Source organism: Streptomyces sp. NPDC002825, assembly GCF_040295385.1.
Classification (GTDB): domain Bacteria; phylum Actinomycetota; class Actinomycetes; order Streptomycetales; family Streptomycetaceae; genus Streptomyces.
Window position 1 is genome coordinate 173403 of the sequence record NZ_JBEOVH010000015.1, and the last position, 19241, is coordinate 192643.

Consider the following 19241-nt stretch of genomic DNA (forward strand, 5'->3'; position numbering starts at 1 on the left):
TACTCTCGTATGTGCAGAGACAGAGGTGTCCGGGAGGGATCGATGTCCACAGAGGCCGCGACCGCCGCCGCCCGTCGCAGCAAGATCACGCCGGAGCGCGAGACGGAGCTCTACGACGCCGTGCTCTGCCTCCTGCGCGAGGGCGGCTACGACTCGGTGACCATGGAGGGCGTCGCCGCCCGCACCAAGTGCGGCAAGGCCACGCTCTACCGCCAGTGGGGGACCAAGCCCCGGCTCGTGACCGCCGCGCTCGCCCAGCGCCGCTGCACCGTCTTCACCGGCATCGACACCGGCACCCTCGCCGGCGACCTGCGCGAGGCCGCCCGGGTCGCCGCCTCACGCCGCGAGCGGGACGCCGAGCTCATGGAGGCCGTCGCCCAGGCCTACATCCAGCACCCCGACCTGCGCGCCGCGCTCCGCGAGACCGTGATCGCACCCGAGGTCGCGGCGATCGACGCGGTCGTGGCACGGGCGGTCGAGCGCGGCGAGGTCGACGCCGGCAACCAGGCGATCGGATTCGTCGCGCCCTGCTTCATGGGCATGCTCCGCATCGAGCGGCTCTTCGAGGAGCGCTTCGCGGACGCCTCCACGATGCGGACCTTCGTGGACGCGGTCCTGCTCCCGGCGCTGGGCGTCGAGGGCTGAGCCCGGCCACGCGCGGCGGGTCGCCCGCGCGTCGGGGGCGCCCGGACCCGGTGCCGTCCCGCACCCTTGAGGCATGGCCGCAAGCACCACCCCCGCAGTCCGTGTCCGCCGTGTCTACGAGGAGCCCTCACCCGACGACGGGGTACGCGTCCTCGTCGACCGGCTCTGGCCGCGCGGTCTCAAGAAGACGGACGCCCGCATCGACGAGTGGCCCAAGGCGCTCACCCCGTCGACCGAACTCCGCCACTGGTACCACGGCGCCGAGGGCGCGTACGAGGAGTTCTGCCGCCGTTACGAGGCCGAGCTCGACGCCCCCGACGCCGCCGCGGCCCTCGACCGGCTCAGGGACCTCGCCGCCCGGGAGACCGTCACCCTCCTGACCGCCGCGAAGGACCCCGCCATGAGCCACACGTCCGTCCTGCGGCGCGCGCTAGAGCAGGCCTAGCCGGGGCGCCTCCGCGGCGGCGTCGAGCGCGTCCCCGCCCTCCGTACGGTCGGCCAACTCCCGCGCCCACGCCACCAGTCCGCCGACGTCGATCCCGTACGCACCGGGGGCCGGGCTCCCGCCGGCGAGGCGGTCCGCGCCCCGGCGCAGCAGCCGGGCGCCGCCCGCCGTGTTGCCGCGGGCCGCGTGCGTCAGGCCGACGGCGAGCTGTGCGAGCCCCTGCCACAGGTCCCGCTCCGCCGGTGGCCCGGACTTCCAGGCGTCCTCGAAGACCTCGTGCGCGTGGAAGGGCATCCCGGCGTCGAGCAGCCGCTGCGCCTCGCGCACGGTCTCGGCGGGGGCGCGCACGACACCCTCGGGCTGCCGGGGCACGCCCTCCGCCCCGTACGGCAGCGGACGACCGAGCCCGTCACGTGGCCGGGCACTGCGGGCACGCCCCTCCCCGTCACGATCCCGGCCGCGCCCGTCTCCCGCCGGAAAGCCGCCGGAAAAGCCCCCGGAAGCGCCTTCCGAAGCGTTGCGCGCGCCGTCGTCGTCACCCGTTGTCCGGTTCACCCGTCCATTGTCGCCCCTCGGACGATCACGAGCGCTAGGCTCGTCTGTCCGGCGCTGTTCCGGTCCGCGCGGGTGGTGCCGGACGCGTCATGCCAACAGTTCGTGTGGGGAGTGAGTCACCGGTGCCGACGGATCCCGAACAGTCGCCGCCCGCAACGCCGTTCGCATCGGGCCTGTCCGACGCGGAGCGCGGCGGTCTGCTGGAGCGCGGCCCGGAGCTCGCCGCGGCCGCCCACGCCGTCGACGAACTCGTCGCCGGAGCCGCCGCGGGCGGCCCCGGACGCGGCGGGATACTCGTCTACCGGGGCGAGCCGGGCATAGGCAAGACCGCGCTCCTCGCCGAGATAGACCGCACCGCCCGGGACCGCTGCACCGTCCTGACCGCCCGGGGCGGCGAGACCCTGACCTCCGTCCCCTTCCACCTCACCCGACAGCTGCTCCAGCCCGCCCTCGACGGCTTCGCGGCCGACGAGGTGCGGCAGCTCTTCGGCGACCACTTCGACCTCCTCGCCCCGGCGCTCGGGCTCGCCGCGCCGTCCCTGGACGCGCCCGCCGACCCGCAGGGCGTCCTGATCGGCCTCGCCCGGCTCCTGGACCGCCTCGCGGACCGGCTGCGGGACCGGCCCCCGGTGCTGCTCGTCGACGACGTCCACTGGGCCGACGCCGAATCCCTGGCCTGGCTCGACGCGTTCACCCGGACCCGGCGCGACCGCCGGCTGCCCGTCCTCGTCGTCCTCGCCCACCGCCCCTTCGTGCGGGAGCCGCAGGGCCCCGGCGGGCACGCGACGCTCGCCGCGCTCGCGGACCGCGCCGTCCTCACCCTGGGCCTGCACGCCCTCACGTCGGGCGCCACGGCCGCGCTCGCCCGGGACGTGCTCGGCGGGCACGCGGACGAGCCGTTCTGCCGCGAACTGTGGACGGTCACCTCCGGCAACCCGTACGAGACGGTCGAACTGCTCGCCAAGGCCCGCGACCGGATGCTCGAACCCGTCGCCGGCTCCGCGGCCCTCCTCCGCGACCTCGGTGCGGGGACCAGGGGCGGCGGACTCGTCGCCCGCCTGGAGGAGCTCGGCTCAGGACCGACCCAGCTCGCCTGGGCGACGGCGGTCCTCGGCACGGACAGCACGCCCGAGCTCCTCGAAGCCCTCACCGGCCTGAGCGGAAAGCAGGTCGCCGAGTACACCGAACTCCTCCGGGGCGCAAGGATCGTGACGGCGCCGGCGAACGGGCGGAACGGGCTCGCCCTCGTGCCCGTCCCGCCCCTGGAGTTCGCGCATCCGCTCATCGCCACCGCCGTGTACGGCTCGGTGCCCCCGGGCGTACGGACCGCCCTGCACGGGCGCGCGGCCTGGGCGCTCACCCAGGCCGGCCACGGACCGGCCGCCGTCTCCCGACACCTCCTCGAAGTCCACCCGGACGACGACGAGGACGTCGTGAGCCGACTGCGCGCCGCCGCCGTCGAACACCTCGCCGTCGGAGCCCCCGACGCGGCCCGCCGCTGCCTGGAGCGGGCCCTCATCGAACCGCCCGGCCCCGACACGTACGCCAGGGTCCTCTACGAACTCGGCTGCGCCTCCCTGCTCACCGCGCCCGCCGCCACCGTCCGGCACCTGCGCTCCGCGCTCGACCTGCCCGGCCTCGACGACGAGCTGCGCATCGACGCGACCTTCCGGCTCACCCAGGCCCTCGCCCACAACAACGAACTCCACGAGGCCGCGCGGGCCGCCGCCGTCGAATACGGCCGGACGCCGCCCGGCACCGGCCGACGACGGCTCCAGGCCGCGCACTTCATGTACGAGGGGTTCCAGGCGGCCGAGGTCGACGGCCACGACCGCTCCCGCCGCCTCGCCGAGCTCACCGCAGGCTTCACCGGAGCCGACAACTCCGAGCGGGCCCTCATCACGGTCCGCGGCTTCGACGCGATGATGCGCGGAGAGCCCGCCGCCGAGGTCGTACGGCTCTGCGACCTCGCCCTCGTCGACGGGGCGCCCGCCCGCGGCCTCAGCTGGACCGACCCGGTCTGGGGCTTCGAGATCCCGGCCCTCACCGGCATCGCGTACGCGTTCGCCGACCGTCCCGACCGGGCCGAGGCGCTCTTCACGGAGGCCGTCCGCGCCTTCGAGATCTCCGGCTGGAGCGGCGCCCACCTCGCCTTCGCCCACACCCTCCTGGGCCTGGTCCACCGGCGCCGCGGCAACCTGCCCCGCGCCCAGCACCACCTGGAGGAGGGGCTCCGGCTCGCCGACCGCGTCGGCGACGGCCTCCCCGTCCACTGGGACACCGCCTGCCTCCTCGTCGACACCCTCGTCGCCCGGGGCCGTACCGCCTAGGCCCGCCTCGTCGCCGACCGGTACTCCTTCGGACCGCCCTGGCCGGGCGCGATCGTGCTGCCGGACGGCCCGAGCGTCCTGGGCCGGCTCCTGCTGTCCGAAGGCCGTGTCGACGAAGCCGTCTCCACCCTGGAGGGCGCGGCGGAGGCCCTGACCGTCCGGGGCCGTCACCACATCGTCTGGGCGCCCTGGCCGCTCGACCTGGCCCGAGCCCTCGCGCCGACCGCCCCGGACCGCGCGGCCGGGATCGCGCGCGAGGCCCTCACCCACGCGGAACGCCTCGGCACGCACACCGCCCTCGGTGAGGCCCTCCGCTGCCTGGCCCTCTTCGCCGACCCGCCGGAGTCCCAGCGCCTCCTCGAACGGGCCGTCGAACACCTCGCGGCGTCGCCGTCCCGCTACGAGGAAGCCCGCGCCCGCCTCGACCTGGCCCGTGCCACCGGCTCGGCCACGACCCTCGCCGAAGCCACCACCCTGGCCGCCACCTGCGGCGCCGACCTCCTCACCTCGGACGCCGTGACAGCCCGTGCGTCATCCCACCCTCCGGAGTGAGGTAATGTTTTCCCTGCACGGCGACGCGGGAGAAACCCCGCGGAGACGCGCATCGGGACGTGGCGCAGCTTGGTAGCGCACTTGACTGGGGGTCAAGGGGTCGCAGGTTCAAATCCTGTCGTCCCGACTCGAAAGAGTCGCAGATCAGGGGCCGTTTCAGAGAGATCTGAAACGGCCCCTGACTCGTTTCTGGGGACCGGTTGGGGGCCAACTCGCCTTGACCGTCGGCGGGCGGTCCCGACCGGGCCCGGCAGGGGCCGCGGCGCGCGGAGCACGCCTGAGGTGCGCCGAGAGCGCGGCGGCCGGCGGCGTAGGTGCGGCTCCGAAGTCCGTGATCGTGGCGTTGCGGCGCCATGATCACAGGACTCACGAGAGTCGTGGGCGGTAGTACGGGCGCGGCCTGCCCCGAGGCCGTGGTGTCAGGCGTGCTCGAGGGCGGTCACGTGCACGGAGAAGACCTCCTTGCCGGTCTGGCGCCCGGTGACCTTCGTGCGTACGGCTCCGCTCCTGCTGCGGCGTAGCGGAGTCGCCTCGACCCAACAGGGCGAGTCCAGCTCGACGTAACGGACGAACCGGGCGTCGAACTCCGTGGGGACGGTCTGGGCGGCGCCGGACAGGGCCTGTGCGGCCTGGGCGGCGGCTTCGAGGAATACCAGCCCCGGTATGTGGTCGTGTGCGTGGTCGAAGAAGGAGCGGTTGGCGGTGTTCACGCGAAGCTGCCAACGATGCGATTCTCCGAGCGGGCTCAGGACGGCGTCGTCCAGCGAGGTCTGTCGGCCCCGGGTGGCGTCGTCGAGGGCGGGCCCGAGGGGGAGGGCGCGTGCCGTGCTGGTCTGCGCGTCCGCGTATGCCCCGCGCAGTCTGTCGTATATCGCGGGAGGGTGGGCGGTGTAGCGGACACGGGCGATGCCGAGGGGTTCTCCGTCGCGTGTCGCCGTGATCTGCGTGGCGAGGCGGACGGATCCGAGACGGTGACGCTCCACTTCGGTGTGGGTGACCGTCAAGCGTACGGCGGCCGGAGCCGATCGGGTCCTCATGGCTGCCGGGACGACGGAACTGTCGTAGGACTCCCAGCCCAGGCGGAAGTCGAGGGGTATGTCGTGGGCGACGTGCGACAACAGGGCGAGGGACTGGCGGATCGTCTCGGTGAGGAGGAGCGGGTGGTAGTGCCCTTTGTGGGAGGTGTAGAAGGGATGGTGCGCAGGCCAGTTGGCGATGACCGTGTGGGAGACGCCGTCGTCGTGGCGGCGCCATCCCGACAGGAACGCCTGGCCGGGTGCAGTCTTGCGGGTCAGAGTCTTGGGGGCGTGCTGGATGCCTTCGAGAGGCGCGATTAAGCCAGTTGTGATGTTCATCGGTAGTTCCCCCTGGAACGATGCGAGTTGGGTGCAGGCGGCTACTGCAGGCAACGGTGCAATGGAACCCTGCGCAGTAACATAGAGATGACTATGTTTATTGTCGAGAGACTGGGGAGGCAGGTGCATGGCTCAACAAGAGCGGAGTGCTCGGACGCGAGCGGCCATCCTGAGGGCGGGCGCCGAGGTCTTCGCCGAGCTCGGGTTCGCCGGGGCGAGCGTCAGCAAGATCACGAGACGGGCGAACCTGACGCTGGGCGCGCTCTACTTCCACTTCGAATCGAAGGAGGAGCTCGCCCGTGAGATTGTCCGGAGCCAGCCGGAGCTGGTGACCGGGTCCACGGCCGCCGGCGTGCAGGGTGTCGTGGACATCACCGTGGCGTGGGCGACGCAGTTGAGGGAGAACCCTTTACTGCTGGCGGGTGCCCGATTGGTGATGGATCAGGAGTACTTCGTCTGCGACGAGGAGGGCAACTCCTACCGGCAGTGGGCGGACGTGCTCCAGCCGTTCCTGCACGAGGCCGCCGAGAACGGCGAGCTGAGGCCGGACGTGGAGGTGCGGTCGCTGGCGCAGCTCGTGGTCAACGCCTGCACCGGGGCGCAGATGAACGCCCAGCTCGACAGTGGTCGAAAGGACCTTCCGGACCGCATCCGGCAGATGTGGGTCCTCTTGCTGCCGCTCATCGCCAGCGAGGAGTGCGCGCGCAGGGTCATCGAGACGGTGCGCTTCGATGAGGACGGTTCCCCTCTGGATGGCGTGAATCGAACCTGATCGTCCCATAGGGGCTGCCGTGCCCGCTGTGTATGGCGTTGAATCTGGCTATGTCACACATAACGGGAGCGTTACAGGATCGCACAGTCATGATCACTGGAGCGTCGAGCGGCATCGGGGCCGCTGCTGCGAAGCTCTTCGCCAGGGAGGGCGCGGCCGTCGTGCTGATGGCCCGGCGCAAGGACACCTTGCGGGAACTGGCCGAGGCGATCCGCGGAGACGGGGGGAGGGCGCTGGCCGTGCCGGGGGACGTGCGGATCCCCGAAGAGGTGGGGGAGGCCGTCGCCCGGGCAGTCGAGGAGTTCGGCGCACTGGACGCCGCCTTCAACAACGCTGGGGCGGGGGCTTTCGGCCCCGTCCTGCACGAACTGGACGAGGACGCCTACGACACGGTCATGGACGTCAATGTGCGGGGCGTCTGGAACTGCATGCGCCAGCAGATCCCCGTCATGCTGCGCCAGGAGCACGGTGGCGCGATCGTCAACACATCCAGCGTCGCCGGGCATTCGGCGACAGGCGCCACGGCCCCGTACGTCGCGGCCAAGCACGCGGTCCTCGGTCTCACCCGAGCCGCCGCGGCGGAGTACGGGGCCGCTGGAATCCGGGTGAACGCGCTGACGGTGGGAGCCACCCGCACCCATCAGCTGGAACCGTACCTGGACGGCACCTTCGAGGCGGTCGAGCGTCTGACCAGACGTGCGGTGCAGAAGCGACTGGCGGACCCGGAGGAGATCGCGCAGGCCGCGCTGTGGCTGTGCAGTGGCCGGGCGTCGTTCGTCACGGGCGGGGCGGTGGCGGTGGACGGCGGGTGGAGCGCGGTGTGAACCATGCCGGGCAGTGGTTCGCGCCGCGCCGGAGAACCCCGGCGACCTGCGCGACGCCGGAGCGCCCGTCGGGTGTGCGCCAGGGGTGTGCGAGCGCGCCCGTCCCGTGGCGCAGGAGGACCTGTGCCACGGGACCTGTCGCGCAGGGCCGCGCGGAGTCAGACCGGAAGCCGCTCCGGCCGTCGGGGGGCCCTGATCAGACGGGTGGAGGGAACGACGCCGGGAAGGCCGGCCGGATCGACTTCCGACAGTTCCTGGAAGCCGCAGGCCGCGGACACCAGCGTCACATGGCGATGCCAGCCGGGATAGGACCTGCCTTCGAAGTCCTGGAGTCCGAAGCCGTCCTCCAGACGGCGCATCGCCCGGGGGGTGGTGGCCGGCAAGGACGCCAGCTCCAGAAGTTCCTCCATCGACAGGTGAACGAGGGTGGTGAGCCACAGTGCGGTGGGCTGCTCGCCCTCACGGGGGACCTCGGCGAACAGCCGGTAGAAGCGCTGCGGCTGCGGGCCGCGGGGTAGGCGCACCAGTCCGGTGACCACACGGGTCAGGCCTGAGGGGCGAAGGTGGCTCGTCCCCAGGACCGAGCGAAGCAGTTCACCTTCTGTCTCCAGGAAACGACGCGCGCTGATCGGCGAAGCGGAACCGTCGGCGGCCGGACCGGAGGGGCGGACCGCCACGGGAGGCTGGACGGCCAGGCTGTCGGGGACGGCGACGACGAAGTCGTGGGCGCGCTGCCGCAGCCCCAGGAGGAGCCGGTCGGACTCCTTGTACTCGCGGAGATCCGCCACGAGCGGCAGGGCCGGGGACGCGTCGGCGGCCAGTGTGTCGGCCAGGTCGAGCACCTGCGCCCAGGCCGGAAGGGGGTGGACGGCCTCGGGAATGCGAGTGCGGCGGCGCAGCTTCTCCTCACTCCATTCGCTCGGCAGGTGCAGACGCCAGTCCACGGGAATCTGGCCGCGGCTCGTGGCCAGGAACTGCCCGATGCCGACTTGGCAGTTGATGGTCCGGCCCAGGGCCGGAACGAACCTGCGGTGCACCCCGCACGACTGGTCACCCCGCTTGGGTACCACGGCGACACCGATGGTCCACGCCTTCGGCCGCGTCCGCTGTTCGACCCAGCGCCTCAGCTCGCCCCGGACCGGCTGCCAGTCCCACGGGCTGGCGTTGATGAAGCGGTGCAGCGACTGTGAGGCGGTGGGGGAGTCGGTGATGGCGGCAGCCAGGCTGCGCATGGACTTCCTGCCCGAGACCGCCAGAAGTCCCAGCAGATACGCGGCGGCCCAGCGGCGCTGGTCCGCCCGCGGTAAGTGCGTGAAGAGCTGATCGGCGAAACCGGCGACTCGATGCCCTTCTTCCGGGATGGACAGCCGGTCGGCACCGTACGCGAAGTTGATCATGAGGGGCTCCGGGGTGCGGCTCAGAGGTCGATGACCAAAGAATAATAGGGGCTGCTATTTTTTTGTCGGAGCGAACCGGCCAACCCACCCTTGAAGTCCGCGCCTTCGGGCCGAAAACCTGACTCTGCGTGAACCGGCCAACCGTGATCGACGGGCTTGTCGCCGCTGACCTGCGGCGTCACACTTGCCGCCACGACCGCTGGACAACGAGGTCGGCCCCTCGGCAGCGCCCGCAGAAGGGGGGCCGCAGGTACGTTCCGCTCCCGTGGAGGGCCGTCCGGCGCTCCGCCATCGGACCGATCCGGGGCGGACGGAGCGGCGCACTCCGCCTTCGCGGCGCCTGTCGTACGCGTGGTGCGCGCATCTGCCGTACTCGCTGCCGGCGCCGGAAGGGGCCGTCTTGTTGACCACCAACCAGCGCACCGGAGACATGCATGACGAGGCAGTTACGGGCGGTACGCACCCGGCAGGCCCTGGTGAACGCCGCAGCGACCGAGTTCGACCGGAGCGGCTACGCCGGCGCCGCACTGAACCGGGTCTGCCGGGCCGCCGGGATAACCATGGGCGCCCTGACGTTCCACTTCTCGACCAAGGATGAACTGGCTGCCGCTGTGCAGGCGAAGGGCCAGACCGTCACCAGGGCGGCCCTCGCCGCCCTGCCGTCGGGCCCGGCACCCGCGCTGCACCGGGCCATCGACGTGACGCTCGAACTGGCGCGGCTGCTCGAGGAGGAGCCGGCCGTCCGCTCCGCGGCACGGCTCAGCCGCGAGCGGCCGGACGGAGACCTCGCCTGGACGACGTCCTGGGTCACCGCCGTGCAGGACCTCTTCAGTCAGGCCTATCGAGACGGACAGCTGCACGCCGCGGTCCGCCCGGAGGATCTGGCGATGCTGTCGCGGTTTCTGATTCTCGGCGCCGAGTACCGGGCGCGCGCTGCGAGTGAGCGGAGCGACGAGGAGCCGCGCGAACCGGGCGCGGTGGAAGAGATCAGACAGATGTGGGACATCATCCAGCGAGGCATCTGTGGTCCGTCGAGCCTCGCGCCCTCGTGACGCGGGCCGCTCGGCGACGGGGGGCGACAGACCGCGAGTGCCGCCGGCCGGCGAGAGCGGGGCCGCCCAGGTGTCCCGGTTCCCGCCCTGACCGATGACGACGCGGGGTGAGTGCGGATGCGGACCCGGGCCGACACTCGGCGCGCATGTCCGGCCGCCGGACCGGAACCGTCCGAGCGCGCGCTCGAACCGTTCTCCCAGCCGCTCAGGGTGCGAGCCGTGTCCGTATCAGGAGGTACGCCTCGATGAACTTCCACTGAGCATCGGCGAGTTTCCCGTGCGTCGTGACCGACGTCCTACCGGGTTTCGCTCTCTCGAGGGAGTCGGGACCCGGAGAACGGAACGTCAGAAACGCTCTCCCGCCGGCTCCCGGTCTTCGCGGGAGGAGCGACATTCGCATCTTTGCCCGAGTCGGGTCGCGATTTTCGCAAGTCGGCATTGCCGCTCCCCGCTCCGGCGTGGATCGTGGATGCCGCAACCGACACTCGTACCAAGGGCGGACCAGTGGGGGAGGCGGAGCCGGCGTGTGTGATCAGTGCGCGGGTGCCGTCGACTTCCATGGGTCCTCAGGGTTGTTCAATCTGCGACCGAAAGTGTCCGCGCGGCGATCCGGAGCGGCGGCGCTTCCCCCCTAGCGACCGGAAGAGCCCCAAGATGCAAGGCCGTCAGCAGGCCTGCTCCGCTCCATCGGGCGTGGGTCCGGGGTTCTTCGGACAGTGACCCCCTCTTGCATTGCCGCACTCCCTGCCCCGCGGCAACTCTATCGATTCGACCAGCTCGGACTTCCGGCTGCCCATTTCCGGGGTGGTCAATACGGCAATGCCTTGCAAGGGCTTCTGTGGAGGATTCCATGGCGACAGTTGAGCGTGTGGATGCAGTGGTGATCGGCGGAGGAATAGCCGGATCCGCCCTGGCGGCGGCGCTGGCGGGCGACGGGTACGACGTCCTGCTCCTGGAACGGCAGACCGTCTACCGGGACAAGGTGCGCGGCGAGGTGATCAACTGCTGGGGCGTGGTCGAACTTCTCGCACTCGGCCTGGAGAAGCAGCTGCTCGACGCGGGGGGCACCTACATCGACCGCTTCGTCGGATTCGACGAGATCACCGACCCGGCGACCGCCTGGGCCAACGCCCTCCACCTGGACGAGATGCTTCCCGGCATCCGCGGCGTGCTCGACGTCGGTCACCCCGAGGCGTGCGAGGCGCTCGCCACCGCCGCCGCCGAGGCCGGGGCCACGGTCGTGCGGGGGATCGGCGACGTCACGGTGACGGGCGGGTCCCACCCCAGCGTGCGCTACGAGTACAACGACGTCGAGTACGAGGTGCCATGCCGACTCGTCGTCGGAGCGGACGGCCGCACCTCGACCGTACGGCGCCAGCTCGGCATCTCCCTGACCCAGACCCCGCCGAACTCGTTGGGCGGCGGCATGCTCGTGGAGGACCTCCACGACTGGCCCGCCAACGTCACCTCGATCGGCACCGAGAAGGACCTGCTCTACTTCGTCTTCCCCCGCGCGGGCGCCAAGGCCCGGCTGTACCTGCTGCACGACGTCGCCCAGAAGGGGCGCTTCTCCGGCCCGACCCGGCAGGCCGACTTCCTCAAGGCGTTCCAGTTCGACTGCATCCCCGACAGCGAGATGTTCGCCGCGGTCACCCCCTCGGAGTCCTGCGCCTTCTACCCGATGAACGACGCCTGGACGGACGGCCCCGCCGTCCCCGGCGCGGTGCTGATCGGCGACGCGGCCGGCTGGACCGATCCGGTGGTCGGCCAGGGCCTGTCCATCGCTCTTCGGGACGCCCGCCTGGTCTGGGAGGCGCTGCGGTCCAGCACCACGTGGTCGCCGGGGATCCTCAAGCCGTACGTCGACGAACGCGAGGAGCGGATGCGCCGCCTGCGTATCTCGGGCTCCGTCCGGACCGCGATGAACATGACCTTCACCCCCGAAGGCGCCGCCCGTCGCAAGGCGTACGCCAAGGCCTGGCCCACCGACCCGGCGCTGGCCGGCTCCCGGCTCGCCACCTTCAAGGGGGCCTACGGCGTCTCCGCAGAATCGTTTCACCCCGACACCATCCAGCGACTGCTCGCCCTCGGCTAGCCCCGGTTGGCTCCGACCCACCCATCGAAGGGACTTCCACCATGCACGTGAAGACCGACGCCGGCGACGCCCGGATCCGGAAGAACGGCTGCGACATCCGCGAGCTCTACCCCTGGGACGGCGTCGTCGTCCCGCCCTGGAACAGCACCCTGTGCTCCATCCGGCCGACCGAGTCCAGCACGCCCCACGGCCACGCCACCGACGAGACCTTCATCTTCATCAGCGGTGAGGGCCACCTGCGCGTCGGCACCGAGGAGCGTCGGATCACCCCGGGCGACGTCGTCTACATCCCGCACGGCACCGACCACAAGGTCACGAACACCAGCGAGTCCGACCCGCTGACCTTCGTGAGCATCTACTGGCTCCAGCCCGCCGAGCTCGTTAAGGACGCCTGATGACCGACTCCCCGGGTGCCGAGACCGCCGCCCCGCGCCGCGTCAACGTCACCTTCTCGCCCCCCACGCCCAACGGCGACCTGCACCTGGGCCACCTCGCCGGCCCCGTCCTCAACAGTGACGTGTGCGCCCGGTCCCAGAAGATCCTCGGACACGACGTGGCCTTCGCCACCAGCACCGACGACAACCAGACGTACGTCGTCACCACCGCCGAACGGCTCGGGACCACGCCGGAGGCGCTCATCCAGCACGCCCTGGAGAGCGTGACGAAGTCGCTGGAACTGGCCGGCGTCGACGTCGACTTGTTCGAACGGCCGGACGAGGACTACACCACGTTCGTCCGCGGCTTCTTCACCCGGCTCTGGGAGCACGGCGCGTTCGACCTGCGCGAGGTCGAGCTGCCGTACGACGCCGACACCGGTGAGTACAAGGCCGAGGCCTTCGTCACCGGACGCTGCCCCACCTGCCTGGCCCACGCCAGGGCCGGCGTCTGCGAGGCCTGCGGCCTCTACAACCTGCCCGGCGCCCTGCTGCCCGTCACCGACACCGCATCCGCCCTGCCGCAGCGCACGGTATCGATCTGGGTCCTGGACCTCGAACGCTACCGGTCCATGATCACCAACTGGTACCGGACCACCGACGTGCAGCTGCGTCCGGACCTGGCCAAGGTCGTCGCCGACACGCTCAGTGGGCGGCTCCCCTACATCCCGCTCACGTACCCCACCGCCTGGGGCATCACGGTCGACTGGGACGGCCCCGACATCCAGCCGCAGGCCATCAACGCCTGGCCGGAGATCTACGTCGGACACCTGTACTGGCTCCAGCAGGCACGCCTGGACACGCAGACGGCGTGCGACGAACTCGTCCAGTTCATCGGCATCGACAACGGCTTCTACAACGCCTTCGTCTATGTGACTCTGGCCCTGCTCGCAGCACGCCACGGCATGCCGGTGCACCTGCCCAAGACGCGTACGCTCACCAACCAGTACTACATGTTGGAGGGCCGCAAGTTCTCCACCAGCAAGGGCGACGTGCGCTGGGCACGCGACTACCTGGAGTCCGTCGGCCGCGACCGGGCGCGGTTCGTCCTCGCCCTGACCAGCCCCGAACTGCAGCAGGCGGAGTTCAGCGAGCCCATCGCCGCCGGCACCATCGCGGCACGCTACGACGCCCCCCTCACGGCGATCGTCGAACAGCTCGGCGCCCTGAACGGCCGCCACATCGACGCGACGCCCTCGCCCTGGTGGGACACGGCCCTGCTGGCGTCCCGGCGACGCTTCGAGGACGCCTACCGGCTGGAGAACTTCAGCGTCCGCAAGGCCGCCGAGGCCGTCGCCCTCCACCTGGAGGTGCTGGCGCTGCGCTCCGCCCGGATCCAGCCCGACGACGCGAGCGAGGTCTCCGGCGCGCTGCGGTTCCTGTGGGCCCTGCGCACCCTGGCCTGGCCGATCACCCCCGACCTCGCCGAGAACATCTCCACGGCCTTCGCGGGCCCCACGACCGTGGGCAAGGCCCCCCTGCTCGCCGACCTCTCCAGCACGCCGGAGAACCCCTTCCGCGGCCTGAGCATCCCGGCCGCCCCGCTCCACCCGACCGCGTGACCCGCCAGGCGCCCCGCCCCGCACATCACTCCCGCACGGACGACACCTTCACCTTCCGAGGAGATCCACCATGCTGCGCACCTTCATGAACGCGAAGATCCACCGCGCCACCGTCACCGACAGCAACCTGAACTACGTCGGGTCCATCACCATCTCGCCGGAACTGCTCGACGCGGCCGACATCGGCGTCCACGAGCTGGTGCACGTCGTCAACGTCAACAACGGCGCCCGCTTCGAGACGTACACGATCCTCGGCGAGCCTGCCGCCAACCAGGTCATCGTCAACGGCGCCGCCGCCCGTCTCGTGGAGACCGGTGACAAGGTCATCATCATCAGCTACGCGCAGCTCACCCCGGACGAGGTCGCCGACCACAAGTCCCGCGTGGTCCACGTCGACGACACCAACGCGATCACCGAGACGGCGCTCCTCGGCGCGTGACCCCCGGACCCGTCGGTCCCGCAACGACGTTCCTGCATGCACGACGAGTCGAGGATGCGTGAACCGTGACAACCCATGAGATCCACCCGGTGCTGGGAGTGGGCTTCGGACCCGCGAACCTCTCCCTGGCCGTCGCACTCGAAGAGCGCGGCCGTGCCGGCCTCGCCCACTTCATCGAACGGGCCCCCGAGTTCCAGTGGCAGCAAGAACAGCTCCTCCCGGGCGCGGACATCCAGAACAACCCCTTCCGTGACCTGGCCATGCAGCGCAACCCGGACAGCCCGCACACCTTCGTCAAGTACCTCGCCGCGCGCGGGGGCCTGACGGACTACCTCCATCTCAACGCCAAGTTCCCGCTGCGCAGGGAGTACTCGGGCTACCTCGCCTGGGTCGCCGAGGCCTTCCGCGACCAGGTGGACTACGGCCGGTCGGCCGTGCAGCTCTCGCTCGTCGAGGGCGACGACGGCAGCGAGCTGTTCTGCGTCGACACCGACGACGGCAGCCGCTATCTCGGCCGCAGCGTCTCCGTGGGCACCGGGCGCTCGCCCCGGATCCCCTACGTGTTCCAGAAGGGCCTGGGGGACAGTGTCTTCCACTCCACCCAGTACCTCTCCTCCATGGAACGCTTCAAGGACAAGCCGATCCGGGTCGCCGTCGTCGGGGCCAGCCAGAGCGCGATCGAGATCATCCTCGACCTGCTGGGCCGCCCGAACGTGCAGCAGGTCACCGCCGTCCACCGCAGCATCGGCTTCCGGCTCAAGGACACCAGCCCCTACAGCAGGCAGGTGTTCCTCCCCGAGTTCGTGGACTACTTCCACCCGCTGCCCAGCGCCAAGAAGCGCCGCCTGCGCGACGAACTGCGGTCCATCAACTACGCGGCCTGCGACCAGGACGTGATCGACCGGCTCGTCGGCGTGCAGCGCGAGTACGACCTGACGGGTTCCGACCGGCTCGTGATGAGGCCCTTCCGGGAGGCCGTCATCAGCAAGCCGTACGGCCAGGGGCACCGGATGGTCCTGCGTGACATCAACCATCTCACCGAGGAGGCCCTCGACACCGACGTCGTCATCCTGGCGACCGGCTTCCGGGACTTCGGCGGCGAACCGGGTGACGAGCCGTACCACCCCCTCCTGGAAGGCATCGCCCACCGTCTGCCGCTCGACGAGGAAGGAATTCCCGTCGTCGCACGGGACTACTCGATCGAGCTGAAGACGGCCGGCACCCCGCGGCCGCTCAAGGTCTACCTCAACGGGCTCTGCGAGGCGAGCCACGGCATGGGCGACGCCGGCGCACTGGCCATGCTCTCGGTACGGGCGACCGACATCGTCGACTCGATCCTGAGCCACGACCACGAGAAGCTGCTGGCCGCCGGGATCGCACCGTGACCCGGTCCGCCCTCACCGCCGACGTCGCCGTCGTCGGCGGCGGGATCATCGGGCTCGCCACGGCCGAGAGGCTGAGCGCCCACGGTCTCGCCGTCGCCGTCATCGACACGGCAGGCATCGCCGGAGGCGCCACGGGCGCCTCCGGCGGGCTGGTCCGTGCCTTCGACCTGTCCGCGTCCCGGCGGCGTTCGGCCGCCGCCGGCCTGGACCTCTACCTGCGCCAGGGCCACCGCGGAACCTGGCCCGCGATACGCCGGCAAGGCAGCCTGAGCCTCGTGGCGCGCGGCGACCTCCCGCAGGCCGCGGCGGCGGTCGCGGATCTCAGCACCGCCGGACACAAGGCGGAGATCCTCACCGCGCACGACCTCGCCATCCGCTTCCCGGCCCTCGACGTGCCCGACGACCTGGTCGCGGTCCACGAACCGAACGCCGGCTGGCTCCCCGTCGGACCGGTGGCCCACGCCATGGCACGCGACGCGGGCCCCCGGCTCCGGCTGATCCCGGCCCGCGCCACCCACCTGCTCACGTCCGGCTCGCGCGCCATCGGGGTCCACACCACCGCCGGACCCGTGTACGCCCGGGCCGTCCTGCTGGCGGCGGGCACGGGCAGCACCTCCCTGGCCGCGGGCGTCGGCGTCCATCTGCCCCTGCGCACCCGGGCCGTCGGCTACTGCCTGTTCCGGGTCGGCGAACCGTCGGGTCTCACCACGCTCCCCACCCTGGTGGACGCCACCACGGGCGCCTGGCTGCGTCCGTGGGGATCGGACTCACTGGTCCTCGCGGGAGTCTCCTCGCAGGAGACCGATGTCCCCGAGACCGTCCGGCCGGGCGTGTCGGCGCAGGAGGAGGAGCGCGTCCGCACGGTCGTCCGCCACCGCTACCCGCACCTGGCCACGGCCCCGGTCACGGGCGGCGTCACCGCGTACGACGCGATGGCACCCACCGGGAACGGCGAGGTCACCGTGCGGTCCGAACTCGACGGTCTCGTCACCGCGACCGGGTGGAACGGCGGCGGGTTCAAACTGGCACCGGCGATCGGCGAGCTCGCGGCCGCCCGCCTCCAGGAGGTGGCCGCCCGATGACGGCCACCGTCCGCCTCAACCCCACCGACGAGATGCTCCACCGCGCCGCCGACACCCTCGGCTCCAGCAGGATCGTGCAGGTGCTGTGGACCTTTAGGGACCCGGTATCCGTCGCCGCGCTGCAAGCCGCGTGGGACGGCCTCGACCAGGGGTGGCTGAGCCGCCGCGCCCGGAGCTCACCCGTCCCCGGGGCACGCCGCAGCTGGGTGCCGGCCAGGAACCAGGAAGCCCTCGGCATCACGTCGACGCCGCTTACCGACGCCACCCTGACCGACTGGATCGACACCCAGGTCAAGGCACCGCTCCTGCCCGGAAGCTCCGCTCTGTGGCGGCTGGCCGCCGCCCCGTACGGCGAGGGCACACTCGTCTCGCTGACCGTGCCCCACTTCCGCTGCGACGGGCTCGGCATCTTCCGCGCCATCGGCTCGGGCGGTGACGACACCCACCGCCCGTCCGCCGGCCCCGGGTTGCTCGACGACCTGGCCGACCTGGCGCAGCAGACGCTCCACGGCGGCCTCGCCGCGGCGCGCTGGCTCCCGGCGACGCTGGCGAACGCGGACCGGCGCGCCCGGATCAGGACCGCACTGCGGCCCCCGGCCCCGGCCCGTCCCGAACCCCCGGCCGAACCGCGCTTCTTCACGTCGGCGATCTTCGAGACGGACGCCGCCCGGTGGGAGCACCAGGCGGACGCGTTCGGCGGGACGACCAACAGCCTCTTCGTCGAGATCGCCGCCAACCTCGTCCGGACGGCGGGGGCGGGCGACCCGTCCGAACCGTTCGACGTCGGCATCCCCGTGAGCCTGCGGCGGTCCGACCAGGACGCCCGGGCCAACGCCCTGGTCGTCATGCCGCTGACCGTGCCCGGCGGCCCCGCCCGGCACCAGAGCCTCCGGCAGACCCGACAGGCGACGAAGGAGCTGCTCCGCGCCACGGGCGAGCACAGCGGCACCCTCGTCCCGGAACCCCTGTGGCACCTCCTCCCGGAGCGCCACGCCCACCGGCTCAAGAACCCCGGGGCACAGCAGACCACCGTCGTCGCCTCCAACTTCGGCCGGACCCCCGAGGCGATCGCCCGGTTCACCGGGCAGGAGGCCGCCGGCATCGCCGTCCGCACCATGAACGTGCCGGGCGTCCTGCCGGACCGGTCCCGCCTGCGCGCCTCGCTCTGCCTCCTCCGGACCGGCGACCGGCTGACCGTGACCGTGACCGGCATCCCCGACCGTTTCGGCGACGTCACGTCCTTGCGACGCCTCGTCCACGAGGAGCTGGAGTCCTGGGGACTCACCGTCCGGCGATGGTGGGGCGATCCCACGTCGCACCTTGTGAAGGAGTCCTGACGCGATGCCCACTGTTCCCGCGGCGGCGCTGCCGGACCGCTGGTTCCGCACCACGCCCGATTCCGCCCTGCTGCCGGGCCCGCGCCTGCTGGCCCGCTCCCTCATCGACATCTCGGTCCTCGACGAGCGCATCCGCTCCTACGAACGGCTCACCGGAAACCCCGCCGATCTGAGGATGCCGATCCCCGACTTCGGCGGGCTGGAGCTCGCGGCCGTCGGGAACATGCTCCTGATCGCCAGCGCCCGGCCCTTCACCGACATCCAGCGCCGGACGGCCTACTCCGTGATCGTGCCCTCGCTCGACGGCGCGCTGAGCCGGCTGGACCAGGTCGGCGCCACCGTGCTGGAACCCCCCGAGCGGATTCTGCCGGGCGCCCGCGCCCGCGTTTGCTTCCCCGACGGGGCGATCGCCGAGCTCGTGGAGCACCGCCCGAACCCGGGCGAGCAGCCCCGTCCCCCGGAGCTCCGGCAATCAGGACACCCGGGGGTGCGGCTACTCCTCCGCAAGGCGGTGAGCCGGAGCATGTTCGCCTCCCTCGTCCACCTCTACGAGACGGCCCTCGGCGTCGACCGCGACACCCGCCTCCAGACGGACGCCCCCGACGGCATCGAGCTGGCCACCGTCGGGAACCTGCTCGTCGTCGGCACGGACGGCCCGGAGTTCACCCGCGCGTCGGACGTCCGGCTGGCCCTGGTGACCTCCGCACCGCGGGACATCCCGGGTGTCCGGCCGCTGGGACCCCCCGCCGGCCACCGACTCTTCCAGCTGGAGGACGGCTCCGTGGCCGAGGTCTGGGACAGCGCCCCCGGGTTCCACGACACGCCCGCGGCTCCCGCGCGGGGCACAGCCGGGACCGATGCCGCATGACCGCCGACCACGAGGTCCGCCGGCTCGACCGGGTGATCATCCGTTTCGCGGGCGACTCCGGTGACGGCATGCAGCTGACGGGTGACCGTTTCACCTCGGAGACGGCGTCCTT

The 19241-nt window shown here is 71.7% G+C and carries 16 protein-coding genes, 1 tRNA gene and 1 pseudogene; 15 read left to right on the forward strand and 3 right to left on the reverse strand.

Going from position 1 to position 19241, the window contains the following annotated elements:
• Positions 1-42 precede the first annotated feature (42 nt).
• Both ABT041_RS20995 and ABT041_RS21000 read left to right on the forward strand, forming a co-directional pair.
• Positions 43-645 (forward strand): TetR/AcrR family transcriptional regulator, encoded by a 603-nt coding sequence (locus ABT041_RS20995; RefSeq protein ID WP_351186531.1) that lies wholly within the window; start codon positions 43-45, stop codon positions 643-645.
• Positions 646-718: 73 nt separating this feature from the next.
• The gene (locus ABT041_RS21000; protein ID WP_351186533.1) at positions 719-1090 is read left to right on the forward strand and encodes a DUF488 domain-containing protein; all 372 of its coding nucleotides are present in this window, start codon (positions 719-721) and stop codon (positions 1088-1090) included.
• On the opposite strand, the gene ABT041_RS21005 is transcribed toward ABT041_RS21000, so the two are convergent.
• Positions 1076-1645: a DUF309 domain-containing protein gene (locus ABT041_RS21005; protein ID WP_502976565.1), complete on the reverse strand. Its 570-nt coding sequence runs from the start codon at positions 1643-1645 to the stop codon at positions 1076-1078. The genes ABT041_RS21000 and ABT041_RS21005 overlap by 15 nt on opposite strands.
• 89 nt (positions 1646-1734) lie before the next feature.
• Here ABT041_RS21005 and ABT041_RS21010 point away from each other — a divergent pair.
• Both ABT041_RS21010 and ABT041_RS21015 read left to right on the forward strand, forming a co-directional pair.
• Positions 1735-4527, forward strand: a pseudogene (locus ABT041_RS21010) (ATP-binding protein).
• Positions 4528-4580: 53 nt separating this feature from the next.
• Positions 4581-4654: transfer RNA gene (locus ABT041_RS21015), tRNA-Pro, on the forward strand.
• 292 nt (positions 4655-4946) lie between these two features.
• Here ABT041_RS21015 and ABT041_RS21020 read toward each other — a convergent pair.
• Positions 4947-5882: a ScbA/BarX family gamma-butyrolactone biosynthesis protein gene (locus ABT041_RS21020; RefSeq protein WP_351186535.1), complete on the reverse strand. Its 936-nt coding sequence runs from the start codon at positions 5880-5882 to the stop codon at positions 4947-4949.
• Between the two features lie 127 nt (positions 5883-6009).
• On the opposite strand from ABT041_RS21020, the gene ABT041_RS21025 reads away from it, so the two are divergent.
• Together ABT041_RS21025 and ABT041_RS21030 are read left to right on the forward strand one after the other, a co-directional pair.
• A complete protein-coding gene (locus ABT041_RS21025) occupies positions 6010-6654 on the forward strand; it encodes a ScbR family autoregulator-binding transcription factor (RefSeq protein WP_351186537.1) in 645 nt (214 codons plus the stop codon).
• A gap of 50 nt (positions 6655-6704) precedes the next feature.
• On the forward strand, positions 6705-7478 hold the full coding sequence (locus tag ABT041_RS21030; protein ID WP_351186539.1) for an SDR family NAD(P)-dependent oxidoreductase: 774 nt from the start codon (positions 6705-6707) through the stop codon (positions 7476-7478).
• A 158-nt stretch (positions 7479-7636) separates the two neighbouring features.
• On the opposite strand, the gene ABT041_RS21035 is transcribed toward ABT041_RS21030, so the two are convergent.
• Positions 7637-8875: an IS701 family transposase gene (locus ABT041_RS21035; protein WP_351186541.1), complete on the reverse strand. Its 1239-nt coding sequence runs from the start codon at positions 8873-8875 to the stop codon at positions 7637-7639.
• A 434-nt stretch (positions 8876-9309) separates the two neighbouring features.
• Between ABT041_RS21035 and ABT041_RS21040 the strand changes: the two genes are divergently transcribed.
• The 9 genes from ABT041_RS21040 to ABT041_RS21080 all read left to right on the forward strand — a co-directional run bounded on the left by ABT041_RS21040 (position 9310) and on the right by ABT041_RS21080 (position 19129).
• Positions 9310-9927 (forward strand): TetR family transcriptional regulator, encoded by a 618-nt coding sequence (locus ABT041_RS21040; protein WP_351186543.1) that lies wholly within the window; start codon positions 9310-9312, stop codon positions 9925-9927.
• A gap of 868 nt (positions 9928-10795) precedes the next feature.
• Positions 10796-12022 carry an FAD-dependent oxidoreductase gene (locus tag ABT041_RS21045; RefSeq protein WP_351186545.1) on the forward strand — a complete coding sequence of 409 codons (1227 nt, stop codon included), beginning with the start codon at positions 10796-10798 and terminating at the stop codon, positions 12020-12022.
• A gap of 41 nt (positions 12023-12063) precedes the next feature.
• The gene (locus ABT041_RS21050) at positions 12064-12417 is read left to right on the forward strand and encodes a cupin domain-containing protein (RefSeq protein ID WP_351186547.1); all 354 of its coding nucleotides are present in this window, start codon (positions 12064-12066) and stop codon (positions 12415-12417) included.
• Complete coding sequence (locus ABT041_RS21055) at positions 12417-14018, forward strand: class I tRNA ligase family protein (RefSeq protein ID WP_351186549.1); 1602 nt, start codon at positions 12417-12419, stop codon at positions 14016-14018. The genes ABT041_RS21050 and ABT041_RS21055 overlap by 1 nt, the downstream gene beginning before the upstream one ends.
• Positions 14019-14088: 70 nt before the next feature.
• On the forward strand, positions 14089-14457 hold the full coding sequence (panD, locus tag ABT041_RS21060) for an aspartate 1-decarboxylase (protein ID WP_030496153.1): 369 nt from the start codon (positions 14089-14091) through the stop codon (positions 14455-14457).
• A gap of 65 nt (positions 14458-14522) precedes the next feature.
• On the forward strand, positions 14523-15842 hold the full coding sequence (locus ABT041_RS21065; RefSeq protein WP_351186552.1) for a SidA/IucD/PvdA family monooxygenase: 1320 nt from the start codon (positions 14523-14525) through the stop codon (positions 15840-15842).
• A complete protein-coding gene (locus ABT041_RS21070; RefSeq protein WP_351186554.1) occupies positions 15839-16924 on the forward strand; it encodes an NAD(P)/FAD-dependent oxidoreductase in 1086 nt (361 codons plus the stop codon). The genes ABT041_RS21065 and ABT041_RS21070 overlap by 4 nt, the downstream gene beginning before the upstream one ends.
• On the forward strand, positions 16921-18261 hold the full coding sequence (locus ABT041_RS21075) for a hypothetical protein (RefSeq protein WP_351186556.1): 1341 nt from the start codon (positions 16921-16923) through the stop codon (positions 18259-18261). Before ABT041_RS21070 ends, ABT041_RS21075 begins: the two co-directional genes overlap by 4 nt.
• Positions 18262-18265: 4 nt before the next feature.
• Positions 18266-19129 (forward strand): VOC family protein, encoded by an 864-nt coding sequence (locus ABT041_RS21080; RefSeq protein WP_351186558.1) that lies wholly within the window; start codon positions 18266-18268, stop codon positions 19127-19129.
• The last annotated feature ends 112 nt before the right edge of the window (positions 19130-19241 follow it).